Genomic DNA, 14,690 nt, shown 5'->3' with positions numbered 1-14,690 from the left:
CGCCCGGATTCGGGCCACCCTAGTTCTGCGGCGCCACCTTCTCCCAGCCCTTGTCCGGGTTGAAGCTTTGCATGCGCTGGGCGATGCGGCTCGTACCGGGGCCGAGATCCTTCTGGTACACCGTGCCATCGTGATTGAGCATGAAGCTCATCACGCCGGAACGGCCATATTCGGCCGGATAGGCGAGAAGCGCAAATCCTCCGATCATCTTGCCGCCTGCGACATAGTCGATGGCGCCGCCCGGCGCCGAGCGTCCCTGCCGCTTCAGGACCTTGTAGTAATAGCCGTGGAAGGGCCGGCGCGTCTCACCGGCCTTGTAGCCTTCCGCCGCGGCTTCGGCGGCGAGTTCTCCCAGCGGGCTCGGCTCCTCGCCGGCGGCGCTGGGCCAGTACAGGCCGTCCCTGGCGCCGGCCCGGCTGACGATCCTCTGCGCATAGACCCCCGCGCCCTGGCCGGTGCGGTCCTTGGCGGCGTATTCCTGCTGCGCGTCGAAGAAGGCGAGGCTCGCCTGGATGGCGGCGAGTTCATTGCGGCCGATGCGCCGGGCTAGGATCTCGTCGCGGCCGGATACGCCATCGAACGTCCAGCCGTCGCCCCGGCGCATCATCGGGATCGGGAAGGGAAAATCATCCGGGCCGACGATGAGCGTCGCCTTGTCGCCCTGCTCGTTGATCGAGTGCCGGCTGTCATAGGCTTCCAGGAAGCGCTTGCGGTCGGCGGCATCGGCGACGTCGTCGCCGGAATGCAGGCTATCGCGCCCGACAATTCCGAGGATCGCACGCAGGCGCTTTTCATCGTTGCCGCGCGCCGCCTCGATCAGCGCCGTCGCGGCCGCCGCCGGCGTCTTGAAGGCCTCCTGCGCTCTCGCGGCCGTCGCCGCCGCGACGACGCCGAACGCGACCACGCAGATCAGGCGAAAAACCCTTCGCGCCATGGGCGATGCGATGATCATGGCCGTGCATCCTCGACATGCGAGACAGGAGCCGGGATCGGTGACCCCTGCCGGGCTGCCTGGCCTGCGGCAGGCAGCCGCGCGCCCGACGCCTTCCACTGCTCGAAGGTCTGGAAGGGCACGCCGATCTGGCGATAATCGACCCGCAGATAGCCGTCCGTGCCGCGACGCACCGCCCAGGGCGCGACGCCCTGGACCTCCTGCGCGATCACACCGACATAGCTTCGTTGCGAGCCGCTATAGGCGAAGCGGTAGAAGCCGAGCCCGTTGTCCAGCCGCCCGAGCAGCATGACATCGTGCTTGAGCCCGATGTCGGAACGGCGACCACCGCCGCCTCCACCACGGCCTCCGCCGCCGCCGACCCGGCCGCCGCCGCCTCCCCCGCCGACTCGCCCTCCTCCGCCGCCATAGCCTCCGCGGCTCATGGCGGGCCCGCCACCGCGCATCGCCGGGCCGCCCGTAGGCATGGCGCGCGCGCCGCCGCCCGGACGGGCGCCCATGCTCGCATGCCCGCGCTGCGACTGCAGGTTCGCGGCGCGACCCGCCTGCGTGTTGAAGGCGCCATCGCGCGACGGGCTGGGCCGGTTGGCGCCAGCATTCGGGCGGCTCGGCTGGGTAGCGGCCCGAGGCGCACCTCCGCGCCCGCCATCACCGCCGGGACGCGCGCGATCCCCGCCCGGACGGTCTGCACCGCCGGGACGCTCCGGCCGGCCTCCGGCACCGGGGCGGTCGCCCGGTCCGCGATCGGGCCGGTCGCCCACATTGGGGCGGTCGCCAGGCCTTTGCTCCGGCCGTGCCCCACCGGCCCCGAGATCGCCGCGCCCGCCGTCGGGGCGTAGCACCTGCTCGCCGCTGCGCCCCCGGAAATCCATCCGCTCGCCCGCTCCGGCCCGGACGTTGTTGTTGCCCGCGAAGCGCTGCTGCACGTTGCTGTTGCGATACTGGACGCCATGGCGATGCTGGGGGTTGTGCTGCCAGTTCGTCACCCGGTTGCGGTCGATATTGATGTTGTTGTTGTTCCAGTTGACGTTACCGCCCCAGTAATTGCCGTTGTTCCAGCGCCCGAGCGCATAGGCCGCGCCAAAGGCGAGGCCCGTGGCGATGACACCGGTGGCGATGTAGCCCGATGCCGGGAAGTAGTAGGGCGGATAGGCGGGATAGGGCCAGGAACCATAGACCACACCGGGATCGTAGTAGGGCACATAGACGGTGTCGGCCACGGTCGGTTCGATCACGATCGTCTGCCGGCCGCTCTCTTGCCGGACCGAAACCGTCTGCTGGGAACCAGTGGTCAGCTTCTTGTTGTCATAGGCTCGCGTCCTCATGCGCTGGACGCCATCCATCACATCGGGCTGCTGGGCAAGGACCGCATCGCCCAACTTCTGCGTCCAATCGAGGTTCTTGCTCATCATCTCGAGCACGGAGGGCGTGGCGACCAGAGACTTCACGCTGACGTCCCAGGGTTGCTGCTCAGCCGCTGCCTTCAGCGCATCGCCCTTGAGCTTCTTGTTGGCCGTAACCCAGCGGTCCGCCTGGACCACTTCGAGCGGATAGGTCGAGGCCATCAGGACCTGTGCCAGCAGCGTATCGGGATAAAGCGCGATCGGCGCAACGAGCGCGTCCAACTCCGCGCTGCTCAGAAGCTGGTCAGCCTGTGCCGCAGGGGCGCCTGCCGGCGGCTGGAGCGGCGGAGCCGGCGTCTGGCCAAAGGACTGGGAGTTGAGACCACCCGCGACGACACAGGCCAGCACGATCCGCGCATACATGGCGTTCTCCCAAAAATGCGTTCGGGAAGAACCGGAGCTGCCGGCGCCGGTTGCCCCGTTGCGCCCTCGGCCTGCGCCGAAGCGTCGTGCCGTGGCGGACAGGCCGTTCATTTCTTGGCCGAACTCGCCTTCTGCTTCGCTTGCAGGGCGCGAAAGGCCTCGACGTTGTCGCGGCCGGCCTTCATCGCCTTGTCCATCCGCCCGTCACGCATCATGCCGTAATCCTCTTCGAGAGAATCCATGACGCAGCCGGCTGTTCGATTGCAGGCGAGAGCATCCTGCCGACCGAAGAAGCCCAAAAGCCCGGCCATCGCCAGGAGGGTTGCCAGGACGATTTTCTTGACCATGGTCTGAACTCCCGCCCGACGTGGCGGACATGCCGGCTGATCGTGCCCTATGCATGATCGGCCCGCCTGCCGCCGTCCGGCGCCCCTTAATTTTAGACGAAAGAGCCACGCGGGAACCTGTCCTCAGGGACAATACGTTGCCGGCCCGGCTTGTGATGAACTTCCCTTCCATAAAGCCGTGCGTCCCGGATCGGGCGAAGTGGGGTCGCGCCCACAGGACACGGCCTGCAGGGAAGGATCCGAGATGGCTACGACGGTCCAGGAATCGCGCTCCATCGATCACTTCTTCTCGGCCCCTTCCGGCCGCACCGATCGCTGGCGGGAACTTCACGCGGTCGCCCGGTCATGGGCCAAGGGCGCTGAGACCCGCGGCAAGGTCGAGACGGCGCTCGACGAGCTCGGCGCGATCGAGGAGTTTCATGCCTTCCCCGGCCATGAGCTGATCGGTGCGCTGCGCGAGCGGCTGCAGAACGGCGATGCCAACGGCTTCCTCGCCCTCGCCAAGCGGATCTCGCTGGCGATCATCACGGGCAACTACAAGCACGACGCCAAGGAATGGCAGTCGGTCGATCTGTCGCTGACGGAACCGGTCGATGTGCTGCCCTCCGCGCTGGGGGACACGCTTGCGCATCGGCCCTATTTCGAGATGCTGGCTGTGACGCCGGCACCGGCCGGCCGCTGGCCGCATATGGCCGCCGAATTCCGCCGGCTGCGGCGCCCCGAGGACGCCTTCGTCTACGAGACGATCATGGTCGGCAGCCTGGAGGATGCGGTCTGCGCGGCCGTGATCAACCCGGATATCGCCGCCGTCGTCATCTATGAGGGCTTCGCGCTGAAGTCCCGGCACGATGCCCCGATCCTGCGCAGCGTGCTGGCCGCGCAGCAGCCGCTTCTCGACAAGGCGGACGAGGCTGATCTGGCGCTGCGCCTGGCGGCCGGGCTGAAGGCGATCCGGCCCGAACTCGACATCTACCTGCTGTCCGACCGACGCGTCGAGAAGCTCGCGGGTGATCCGCGGGCGGCCATGATCCGGCGCGTCATGTACCAGATCGAGGAGCCGCTCGAACTCCATCTCTCGGTGCAGGAGGGTATCAAGACGCGCTTCGAGACGCCGTTCTTCGACAATCTCAAGCTCTATGCGCAACGACCCGTCGCCACCTTCCACGCGCTGCCGATCGCGCGCGGCAAGTCGATCTTCCGCTCGCCCTGGATCCGCGACATGGGGCAGTTCTACGGCATCAACCTGTTCCTGGCGGAGAGCAGCGCGACGACCGGCGGCCTCGACAGCCTTCTGGAGCCCACGGGCAACATCAAGCGGGCACAGGAGATGGCCGCGCGCGCCTTTGGCGCCGATCATGTGTTCTTCGTGACCAACGGCACCAGCACCTCGAACAAGATGGTGCTGCAGGCGCTGATCGCACCGGGCGACATCGTCATCCTCGACCGCAACTGCCACAAGTCGCACCATTACGGCCTTGTGCTCAGCGGCGCGCAGCCCTTCTATGTCGAAGCCTTCCCGATGGTCGAATTCTCGATGTACGGGGCGGTGCCGCTGCGCACCATCAAGAAGGCCCTGCTCGACCTGAAGGCCGAGGGCCGGCTCGACCGCGTCAAGATGGTCGACCTGACTAACTGCACCTTCGACGGCCACATCTACAACACCCGGCGCGTGATGGAGGAATGCCTCGCGATCAAGCCGGACCTGATCTTCCTCTGGGACGAGGCCTGGTTCGGTTTCGCGCGCTGGTCCCCCTTCCTCCGGCCACGCACCGCGATGGGCGCGGCGGCCGATATCGAAGCCTGGATGGAGGGGGCGGAAGCAGTGGCGCAGTACGAGCGGCAGCAAAAGGAACTCGGCCCCTCGCCTTCGGTCGACAAGGTGCTGAACACGCGCCTCCTGCCCGATCCGCGCGCGGTCCGGCTGCGCGTCTACCAGACGAACTCGACCCACAAGTCGATGTCCGCGATCCGGCAGGGCTCGATGGTGCTGGTCCGGGATGTCGACTTCCAAAAGGTCGAGGCACAGTTCCACGAGGCGGTGTTCACCCATGCCTCCACCAGCCCGAACCAGCAGCTCATCGCCAGCCTCGACGTCGCCCGCCGGCAGATGGAGCTCGAGGGCTATGGGCTGGTGATGAACGCCATCGAGGTCGCGCTCGACATCAGGAGCGAGGTCGCGACGCATCCGATCATCTCGAAATACTTCAAGGTCGTCGGTGCAGACGGGATGGTGCCGCAGAAGTACCGCAGCAGCGGCTTCGTCGATTTCCTTGCACCCGATACGCGCTGGGACGACCAGCTGCGCAGCATGCGGGAGGACGAGTTCTGCCTCGATCCGACCCGGATGACGCTCGTCTGCGGCACGGCCGGCTTCGACGGCACCTCGTTCAAGGGCCTGCTCGCGTCGCAATACAACATCCAGGTCAACAAGACCTCGCGCAACTCGGTGCTGCTGCAATCCAATATCAACAACACCCGCAGCGACGTCGCCCTCCTGATCGGCGTCCTGCTCAAGATCAGCAACGAGATCGAGACGGGCCTGCGCCACGGCGGCGAAAGCGAGCGCAAGGCCTTCGAGGCGCGCGTGCACAGCCTGATGAACGACCTGCCCGATCTGCCGGACTTCAGCCGCTTCGATGACGCGTTTCGCATGGACGCCGGCAAGACGACGCCGGAAGGCGACATGCGCACGGCCTTCTTCACGGCCTATGCCGCGGAGAAATGCGAGTACCTGCCCATCGACAGCGCGGAATGCGCCCGCCGCCTCGACAAGGGGCCGGCGCTGATCTCCGCCAATTTCGTCATCCCCTACCCGCCCGGCTTCCCCATCCTGGTTCCCGGACAGGTCGTCACGCATGAGACGATCACCTTCATGCGCAAGCTCGATGTCAAGGAAATCCACGGCTACGAGAAAGCAAAAGGCCTGAAGTTGCTGAGGCCGGACGCCCTTGCCCGCAAGAAGAAGTGAGAATGCCAGCAATGCCCAAGATCTGACGGGCGGCCGGCAAACCGGCAGGCCCCGAACTCCAGAGACAGGGGGTCGGAATGTTCGACTGGTTCGTCACCACCCTACGCAGCTACCCGGAGATCGCACTCTTTCTCTCGCTGGCGATCGGCTATTATGTCGGCAGCTTCGCCTATAAGGGCTTCAGCCTCGGCGCGGTGACCTCGACGCTCATCGCCGCGGTCGTGATCGGGCAACTCGGCATCACGATCTCGCCCCATGTGAAGTCGACGTTCTTTCTGATGTTCCTGTTCGCGGTCGGCTACGGCGTCGGCCCCCAGTTCGTTCGCGGCATCGCCAAGGACGGCGCCCCGCAAGCGATCTTTGCGGTCCTCGTGACCGTGTTCTGCCTCGCAGTTCCCGTCATCATCGCCAAGATTGCCGGATACCATCCGGGCTATGCCGCCGGCCTCTATGCCGGCACGCAGACGATTTCGGCCTCGATGGGTCTAGCGACCGACGCGATCAACCGCCTGGGGCTCCCTCCCGAACAGACCAAGGAGTATCTCGACGCGATGCCGGTCGCTTATGCGGTGACCTATATCTTCGGCACCGTCGGCTCTGCGATGGTCCTGGCGCTGCTGGGACCGAAACTCCTCAACATCGATCTTGCCCAGGCCTGCAAGGACTACGAAGCAAGGCTTGGCGGCGGCAAGGAACTGGGCGGCCCCGGCTCCGTGTGGCGGCGCTTCGAGTTGCGCGCGTTTCGCTTGCGGGAGGGCGCGAAGGTGGCCGGCATGCGCGCGGTGGAAGCCGAAGCGCTGATACCGAATGCACGCGTCTTCGTCGAGCGCATCCGCCGCAACGGCGTGATCGAGGACGCCACGAGCGACACGATCCTGCAGGAGGGCGACATCGTCGCCATCGCAGGTCCGCGCGAGGTGCTCGTCAACCTGATCGGCCAGAACGCCGATGAGGTCGAGGATCCGGAACTTCTCGATGTGAAGGCGGAAGGTGTCGACGTTTACGTCACCAGCAAGGAGGCCGACGGCAAGACGCTTGCCGAGCTCTCCCAGATGCCGGCCGCGCGCGGCGTTTTCCTTCGAAAGATCGTTCGCGGCGCCACCGCCGTCAACATCCCCATCCTGCGCGACACGGTGATCCATCGCGGCGACATTCTCACCATTGTCGGCCGGACGCAGGACATTGCCGCTGTCACCAAGGTCGTCGGCCATGCCGACCGCCCGAGCGACGTCGCCGATGTCGCCTTCATTGGCGCTGCCATCACGCTCGGTGCGTTGATCGGCGCGCTCGTCTTCAAGGTCGGGGGCGTCCCGCTTACGCTGTCGACCGCGGGCGGCGCATTGATTTCCGGCCTCGTCTTCGGCTGGCTTCGCTCCGTGCGCCCCGTCTTCGGCCGCATTCCCAGTTCGACCGTCTGGTTCATGAATTCCGTCGGCCTGAACATCTTCATCGCCGTCGTCGGCATCTCGGCAGGCCCGGGCTTCGTCAAGGGATTGCAGACCCAGGGCGTCGGCCTGTTCCTCTGGGGCGCCCTGGCGACGTCGATCCCGCTGATCCTCGCCATGTTCGCCGGCAAGTACATTTTCCGCTTCGATCCGGCGATCCTGCTCGGGGCCTGCGCCGGCGCTCGTACCACGACGGCCGCGCTGGGCATGATCTGCGAGACGGCCGGCAGCCAGGTGCCGGCGCTCGGCTACACCGTGACCTATGCCGTTGGAAACACGCTCCTCACCATCTGGGGCATGGTGATCATCATGCTGCTGACCTAGCGCGGCGCGGAGCCTTCGTTCGATTACCTTCTGGTCGGGAGAGCGTCATGGATCCTGTCACCCTGCGGACTTTCGAGAAACTCAGCCCCTTCGAAATCAAGGACGAACTCATCCGCCTCGCCAAGCTGACGGCGCAGAGTTCGTCGATCGCGATGCTCAATGCCGGCCGCGGCAATCCCAACTGGGTGGCGATGACGCCACGCGAAGGCTTCTTCCTGCTCGGCCAGTTCGCGATCACGGAAAGCCGGCGCGTGATGAACAAGCCGGCCGGCATCGGCGGCATGCCCAAGGCCGACGGCATCGCCGCGCGGCTCGACGACTGGCTCGCAGCCCATAAGGACGCGCCCGGCGCCGGCTTTCTGAAGGACATGGTCGTCTTCGCGGTCAACAAGTTCGGCTTCAAGCCCGACGCCTTCGTCCACGAGCTGGTCGACTCGATCATCGGCGACAATTACCCGGTGCCCGACCGCATGCTCGTCCATAACGAGCGCATCGTGCACGAATACCTGATGTGGGCGATGTGCGGCGAGCCGCACCCCTCCGGCCAGTTCGACCTCTACGCCGTCGAGGGGGGCACGGCGGCGATGTGCTACATCTTCAAGTCGCTGAAGGCCAACCGCCTGCTCAACGCCGGCGACACGATCGCGCTGGCGACGCCGATCTTCACCCCCTACCTCGAAATGCCCCATCTCGAGGATTACGGGCTCAATGTCGTCACGGTTGCAGCGCCGCAGGAGAACCGCTTCCAGTTCACCGACGAGGAGTTGAAGAAGCTCGAGGACCCGAACGTCAAAGCCTTCTTCGTGGTGAACCCGGGCAATCCCTACGCGGTCGCCCTGAGCGAGGAAACGATCGCCAAGATCGTCAGGCTGGTCGAGACGAAGCGCCCCGATCTGCTGCTGCTGACCGACGACGTCTACGGAACCTTCGTCACGGGCTTCCGCGGCCTGCTCGGCGCCCTGCCCCGCAACACGATCGGCGTCTACTCCTACTCGAAATATTTCGGCTGCACCGGCTGGCGGCTCGGCGTCATCGCCATCCATCGCGAGAACATCTTCGACAAGGCCATCGCCAACCACCCGGAGAAAACCCAGGCGCTGCTCGATAAGCGCTACGGGCCGCTGACGCTGAAGCCGCGCGAGATGAAGCTGATCGACCGCATCGTCGCCGACAGCCGCGACATCGCCCTCAACCACACCGCCGGGCTCTCCCTGCCGCAGCAGGTGATGATGTCGATGTTCTCGCTGTCCGAGCTGATGGACGAGGCCAAGCTCTACCAGAAGACCTGCATGGGCATCGTCCGGGCCAGAGCCGAGCGGATGATCGAGGGGCTCGGCATCGAAGTGCCGGAAAACGTGCTGCACGACCGCTACTACGGCCTCGTCGATTTCGAGTTCTGGGCCAACAAATATGTCGGGCCGGAGGTGGTCAAATACATGAAAGAGCATGTCCACCCGCTCGACATCGTCTTCCGCCTCGCCGAGGATCACGGCATCGTCCTGCTGAACGGCGGCGGCTTCCACGCCCCGGACTGGTCGGTGCGCGTTTCCTTCGCCAATCTCGACGACGAGGTCTACAGCCAGATCGGCCGGGCGACGCGCGCCGTGGCGCGCGGCTACCGCCAGGCCTTCGACGCCTACAACATGGCGCTGGCGGAGAAAGCCCGCCCGAAGGCGACCGTGGGCGAATAGACCGCGCCGCCGACGTGCCGCAAAAACCCTGTTGCTCGCCTCGCCGCATCGTCGGCACGGCGTGCCGGCCGGGTGGGATGTTCCAGGACAGCCAGCGAGGCGAGCCATGACATTCGTCGTCGAAGCCCTGCGCAACAACCCGGAACTGGCCGTCTTCCTGACGGTGGCACTGGGCTTCCTGATCGGCCGACTGAAATTCGGCAGCTTCAGCCTCGGCGTCGTCGTGGGCTGCCTGCTGGCCGGCGTCCTTGTCGGCCAGCTGGACATCAAGGTTCCATCGATCGTCAAGGCGGTGTTCTTCGACCTCTTCCTGTTCACGACCGGCTACAAGGTGGGCCCGCAGTTCTTCCGCGCGCTCAAGCAGGACGCCTTGCCGCAGGTGGCGCTCACGGTGGTGCTCTGCGTGACCTGCCTGCTCACGGCGTTGGCCTTCGCAAAGCTGCTGAACTTCGACATCGGCACCGCCGCGGGCCTGCTTGCGGGCGCCTTCTCGGAGTCGACCGTCATCGGCACGGCGGGCGAGGCGATCCAGCGGCTCGATCTGCCGCAGGCGGAGCGCACGGCCCTCGTCAACAACATCCCCGTGGCCTATGCCGTCACCTATCTGGTCGGCACGGCCGCCCTGGTCTGGTTCCTGCCGAAGATCGGCCCGAAGCTGATGGGCATCAACCTGCGCGAGCTCGCGGCCGCGCGGCGCAGCGAGACGGCCGGATCGGTCGCCGAGACCGAGGGCGTCACCTCTGCCGCGCGCCTCTTCGACGTGCGCGCCTACCGGGTCGAGAACCCGCAACTCCTCGGCAAGACGATCGCCGAGCTCGAGGCGCTGCCAAAGCAGTCCCGGGTGTTCGTTCTGCGCGGGCGCAGTGGCGACGTCCTGTTCGATCAGGCCTCGGATCATCGGGTCCGGGCCGGCGACGTCATCGCCGTGATGGCGCGCTTCGAGGTCCATGCCGCGCGCGGCGATCTGATAGGCCCCGAGGTCAGCGACCCCGAGTTGCTGGACATCCCGATCGCAGCGCTGGACGTGATCGTGACGAGCCGCGAGATGGATGGAAAATCTCTGGCTGAACTGGCCCAGGAACAGTTCGCGCGTGGGGTCTTTCTCTCCAGGCTGACACGTTCGGGCATCACCATGCCGGTGATGCCGACGACGCGTCTCAACCGGGGCGACGTCATGTCCCTGCTGGGGCCGATGGCGGAGGTTGAGCGCGCCGCGGCCGTGATCGGCTATCCGGACAGGCGCACCTCGGCGACCGACATGATCTTCGTTGGATTGGGCATCTTCCTGGGCGGGCTCTTCGGCCTGCTCTCGGTCGCAGTATGGGGGGTTCCGCTCACACTCACCGCCAGCGGCGGCGCCCTGTTCATGGGGCTGATCTTCGGATGGCTGCGCTCGGCCTATCCCTTCTTCGGCCGGATCCCTGAGCCTGCGATCTGGATCTTCGACACGGTCGGATTGTGCATGTTCATCGGCATCGTCGGGCTCAGCGCCGGCCCGAGCTTCGTCGCCGGCCTGAAGGCGACGGGGATCAGCCTGGTCGCAGTCGGTCTGTTCTCGGCCCTGTTTCCGCACTTTGTCGGCATTCTGTTCGGCCGCTACGTGCTGAGAATGGATCCGCTGATCGTGCTGGGAGCCTGCGCCGGAGCCGGCACGATCACGGCCGCCCTGCGCGCCGTCCAGGACGAGGCGCAAAGCAGCATCCCGGCGCTCGGATACACCGTCCCCTACGCGATCGGGAACATCCTCCTGACGGCCTGGGGGCCGGTCCTGGTCGCGCTGATGAGCCGCTGAAACCCGGTCGCCACCGCATGAAACCGACAGCGACAGAGCCGGACATTCCGGTTTCGGAGCTACGAACCAAGGCGGGTGGTGGGCCGGGCCGGACTCGAACCGGCACCGGCGCTGTTATGAGCAGCGAGCTCTAACCATTGAGCTACCGGCCCACCCCTCGCCTAGCATCGTCGCCATGGATCGGGCAAGGCTCGCGGTGGCCGAAATGGAAGACCCCGCCGTTACGTTACGGCGGGGTCTCAATTCAGACCGGCTGGTGTCCGGAGCGAACGTGGCGTCCTTGCCTCAGGCGGCCTTCGCCACATGCTGCTCTGAGCCGTGCCCCTCGCGGAAGCGGAAGCGGGCGATGTGCTCGCTGAGCGCGCGGGTCTGTTCGTCGGTTAGCGCGAGCGCGGCGTTGGTCTCCTCGACCAGCGCGGCGTTCTGATGCGCCATGGTGCCGATGCCGTCGATCTCGTTGTTGATCGCCGAGACGTCGCTGGCCTGGCTCTTGGCGGTCTGCGAGATGCCGTTCATCAGCCCGGTCAGGTCGTTGACCGAGGCGACGATGGCCTCGAACATCTGCGCCGTCTCCTCGACCAGGCCGACACCCACCTTGACGTCGCCATGCGCCGCCTCGACCAGCTTCTTGACGTCGTTCGAGGCATCGGCCGAGCGCTTGGCCAGGCTGCGCACCTCGGTCGCGACGACCGCGAAGCCACGGCCGCTGTCGCCGGCGCGCGCCGCCTCGACGGCCGCGTTCAACGCCAGCAGATTGGTCTGGAAGGCGATCTCGTCGATCATCGCGATGACCTCGGAAATCTTGTTCGAGGAGGTACGGATGCGCTGCATCGCCTCGAGCGCGGATGCGACGACCTTCTCGCCCTGCTGCGCCTGGCTCTCGGCCCCCTCGGCCATGCCGGTCGCCTGGGCGGCTTCGGAGGCGGTCTTCTTGACCGTGCCGGCGAAGGCGCCGAGCTGGTTCGTCGCCATCGAGACGGCGTTGCTCTCCTCGCTCGTGCGCTCGGCGAGGTCGGTGACGCCGTCGAGGATTTCCGTGGTTGCGCTGCGCACGGCGGCGACCGTCTCGGAGAGCTTGGCGAGCGTGCTCTCGAACTCGTCGGCGAGCGCGTTGGTGCCGTTCTTGAGTTCGGCGAAGGCGCCCTGGTAGAGGCCTTCGATACGGGCCGAGAGATGGCCGGCGGAGAGCTCCGCCAGCACGTCGCAGGTCTCGGACAGACCGCCCTGCACCGTCTCCAGCAGTTCGTTGACCGAGCCAGCGAGCGCGTTCAGCTCGGCGTCGGCGAAATTCGCCTGGACGCGGCGGCTGAAGTCGCCCGCGGCCGCAGCGGCGACGACCTCGCCGAAGGCCGCTCCCAGCTCCTGCATCATCTCGCGGCGCTGCTCCTGAGCGCGCGCATCGTCCTCGATCTTGGCGGATTCGGCGGCGCGCAGCGCCACGGCATTGTCGCGGAACAGCAGGACGCTCTTCGAGATATCCGAGATCTCGTCATTGCCCTTGGTGTCGACCACGGTTTCCAGCGCACCGTCGGCGATGGCGCGGGTCGCGGTCCAGAGCCGGTTCAGGCGGCCGATGATCATCGGGCGGACATAAGCCAGGGACAGCAGGAGCGCGACGACAAGCGAGCCGACACCGACGGCGCCGAGCCACATCTTGCTCTGCTCGATCAGGGCCGCGGTCGAGCCGCTGGCGACCACAGCCGCGCCGCGCGCGCCTTCGACGAGCTTTTCGACCTGTCCGCGCAGCGTCGTGGCGGCACGATCGACCTCCTTCAGCGTCGTCGTAATCTGAGCGAGCGTCGCCAGATCACGCTGGCGCATTTCGACGACGCCGCTGCGGCCTTCACCGACGGCGATGACCGCTTCGACGACATCCTTGCGGAACTGGTTCGGCGAGGCGCTCTCGGCAGCGGTCAGTTCCATGCGGATGCGCATGACGGTCGCGTTGAAGCGGTCCCGCGCCAGGTCGAGACGGGCCTTGTCGGGCGCCTGCGCGGTCTCGCGCAGCATTCCCATGAGTTCGTTGACCTGCGCCTCCAGCTTGCGCGCGAAATCGAAGACCGGGAAATCCTTGTCGTTCAGGGTCTTCATCGCGGCGTCGAGCTGATCGCCAGAGAGCCCCTTGATGCTCTCGATCCCCATCGTGACGTTGAAGCGAGCCTCGTCGGCTTCCGAGCCGACCACGCCGCTGAAGACCCGGCCGACCTTGGTCAGGTTCTCAAGCGAAGCCGCCATCGCGGCCGCGTTGCGCATGCGGGCGCCGGTCAGGTCATTGATCTCGTTGATCGTCCGCGAGAGCTCGTCCACCGCCGTCTGGGTCGGCTTCATGTCGATGCCGCTCAGGGCCGAGATCCGGCGGATCAGGTCGAACTGGCGGGCCTCGATCCGGTCGAGTTCATTGGTCAGCGCCGCGCGCTGCTGGACGTTCTCGACATCCATGAAGCGCGGGGCGAGCGCCGTCGACTGCGTCGCCGCCTGGGAGAGTTCGAGCGCTAGCTCGACCATCGGCATCTTCTGCCCGGCGAGTTCCTGGACCGTCGAGCCGATCCGGCCATAGGAGAGCCACGCCACCGTCGAGGCCACGATGGTCAGGACCGTCATCAGCCCCAGCGCCGCGTAGATTCGTGCAGCGATGCCGATGCGCGTAGCCTTGCGCTGGCGGGCGGGCTTGCTGACCTTCGTCATCGATCGCTCTCCGAATGCAACGCGACATGGTGGAGGGCGAAGCTGGTGCGAGGCCTGCACATCGACCTTTCTGGGCCGACCGCAGCACGGCCGGCCATCGTCCCCGCGGGATGCGGAAACCGACAAGCAAGCCCCCGAACCGGCCCGCTCCGCGACCTTGTCGGCGGGCGAAATGCTCGTTCGGACTCAAGATCGATCAAATGCGCTTAAAGAACGCTTAAGCGAGTGGATTCTTCTGAATCACTGCCCGCCAAGGCAGCTTCATATCCGGTTTGGAATTGAGGCGCCGGACAGCCTCAATCCTCAGCCCTCCGGCGGCTTCGGGACGGGCCTCGGCCGCCCCTCCTCGTCGATCGCGACGAAGGTGAAGGTCGCGTCTGTCACCTTCTCATGGATCGAGGTGCGGAAGCGCCTGGCCCAAGCCTCGACATGAATCTTCATCGAGGTCCGCCCGACGGCCTCGACCTCGGTATAGACGCTGAGCACGTCGCCGACCTTCACCGGCCGAATGAAGGTCATCGCATCGACCGCGATGGTGACGACGCGGCCCTGCGCCCGGTCGACGCCGGCGATGCCGCCGGCCGCATCCATGCGCGACATCACCCAGCCGCCGAAGATGTCGCCATTGGCATTGGTGTCGGCCGGCATCGCATTGATGCGAACAGTCAGATTGCCGCGTGGCGCCTCATCCTGGGCAACTCCCGCTTCGGTCATGCAGGT

Annotated in this window: 9 protein-coding genes and 1 tRNA gene; 4 read left to right on the top strand and 6 right to left on the bottom strand. The window is 66.3% G+C overall.

Annotated features, from left to right (window positions below):
* Positions 1-19: 19 nt before the first annotated feature.
* The 3 genes from AC1RMY_RS05925 to AC1RMY_RS05915 form a co-directional block, all read right to left on the bottom strand.
* Positions 20-952 carry a DUF2950 domain-containing protein gene (locus AC1RMY_RS05925; protein ID WP_492863025.1) on the bottom strand — a complete coding sequence of 311 codons (933 nt, stop codon included), beginning with the start codon at positions 950-952 and terminating at the stop codon, positions 20-22.
* Complete coding sequence (locus tag AC1RMY_RS05920) at positions 949-2,718, bottom strand: DUF3300 domain-containing protein (protein WP_492863024.1); 1,770 nt, start codon at positions 2,716-2,718, stop codon at positions 949-951. Before AC1RMY_RS05920 ends, AC1RMY_RS05925 begins: the two co-directional genes overlap by 4 nt.
* 107 nt (positions 2,719-2,825) lie before the next feature.
* A complete protein-coding gene (locus AC1RMY_RS05915) occupies positions 2,826-3,065 on the bottom strand; it encodes a hypothetical protein (RefSeq protein WP_492863023.1) in 240 nt (79 codons plus the stop codon).
* Between the two features lie 244 nt (positions 3,066-3,309).
* Here AC1RMY_RS05915 and AC1RMY_RS05910 point away from each other — a divergent pair, with 244 nt between their 5' ends.
* The 4 genes from AC1RMY_RS05910 (at position 3,310) to aspT (AC1RMY_RS05895) (ending at position 11,285) form a co-directional block, all read left to right on the top strand.
* The gene (locus AC1RMY_RS05910; RefSeq protein ID WP_492863022.1) at positions 3,310-6,033 is read left to right on the top strand and encodes a decarboxylase; all 2,724 of its coding nucleotides are present in this window, start codon (positions 3,310-3,312) and stop codon (positions 6,031-6,033) included.
* Between the two features lie 77 nt (positions 6,034-6,110).
* A complete protein-coding gene (aspT, locus tag AC1RMY_RS05905) occupies positions 6,111-7,802 on the top strand; it encodes an aspartate-alanine antiporter (protein WP_492863021.1) in 1,692 nt (563 codons plus the stop codon).
* A 47-nt stretch (positions 7,803-7,849) separates the two neighbouring features.
* A complete protein-coding gene (locus AC1RMY_RS05900; protein ID WP_492863020.1) occupies positions 7,850-9,493 on the top strand; it encodes a bifunctional aspartate transaminase/aspartate 4-decarboxylase in 1,644 nt (547 codons plus the stop codon).
* Between the two features lie 106 nt (positions 9,494-9,599).
* A complete protein-coding gene (aspT, locus tag AC1RMY_RS05895; protein WP_492863019.1) occupies positions 9,600-11,285 on the top strand; it encodes an aspartate-alanine antiporter in 1,686 nt (561 codons plus the stop codon).
* A 76-nt stretch (positions 11,286-11,361) separates the two neighbouring features.
* Here the strand turns inward: aspT (AC1RMY_RS05895) and AC1RMY_RS05890 are convergent.
* The 3 genes from AC1RMY_RS05890 to AC1RMY_RS05880 form a co-directional block, all read right to left on the bottom strand.
* A tRNA-Ile gene (locus tag AC1RMY_RS05890) sits at positions 11,362-11,437 on the bottom strand.
* 133 nt (positions 11,438-11,570) lie between these two features.
* Positions 11,571-13,970, bottom strand: coding sequence for a methyl-accepting chemotaxis protein (locus tag AC1RMY_RS05885; protein WP_492863018.1), 2,400 nt, complete (start codon positions 13,968-13,970; stop codon positions 11,571-11,573).
* Between the two features lie 303 nt (positions 13,971-14,273).
* Positions 14,274-14,684, bottom strand: a complete 411-nt coding sequence (locus AC1RMY_RS05880; RefSeq protein ID WP_492863017.1) for an acyl-CoA thioesterase — start codon at positions 14,682-14,684, stop codon at positions 14,274-14,276.
* Between the last annotated feature and the right edge of the window lie 6 nt (positions 14,685-14,690).

The sequence above is a fragment of the Allobosea sp. GW822-FHT03F07 genome (assembly GCF_058801345.1).
Note: the sequence above shows the minus strand (reverse complement) of the source record. Positions and strands in the feature narration are given on the sequence as shown.

Coding starts and splice junctions, on each gene's coding strand:
- AC1RMY_RS05915 (WP_492863023.1), bottom strand. CDS start 3,065: ATGGTCAAGAAAATCGTCCTGGCAACCCTCCTGGCGATGGCCGGGCTT.
- AC1RMY_RS05880 (WP_492863017.1), bottom strand. CDS start 14,684: ATGACCGAAGCGGGAGTTGCCCAGGATGAGGCGCCACGCGGCAATCTG.
- AC1RMY_RS05900 (WP_492863020.1), top strand. CDS start 7,850: ATGGATCCTGTCACCCTGCGGACTTTCGAGAAACTCAGCCCCTTCGAA.
- AC1RMY_RS05910 (WP_492863022.1), top strand. CDS start 3,310: ATGGCTACGACGGTCCAGGAATCGCGCTCCATCGATCACTTCTTCTCG.
- aspT (WP_492863019.1), top strand. CDS start 9,600: ATGACATTCGTCGTCGAAGCCCTGCGCAACAACCCGGAACTGGCCGTC.
- AC1RMY_RS05925 (WP_492863025.1), bottom strand. CDS start 952: ATGATCATCGCATCGCCCATGGCGCGAAGGGTTTTTCGCCTGATCTGC.
- AC1RMY_RS05920 (WP_492863024.1), bottom strand. CDS start 2,718: ATGTATGCGCGGATCGTGCTGGCCTGTGTCGTCGCGGGTGGTCTCAAC.
- AC1RMY_RS05885 (WP_492863018.1), bottom strand. CDS start 13,970: ATGACGAAGGTCAGCAAGCCCGCCCGCCAGCGCAAGGCTACGCGCATC.
- aspT (WP_492863021.1), top strand. CDS start 6,111: ATGTTCGACTGGTTCGTCACCACCCTACGCAGCTACCCGGAGATCGCA.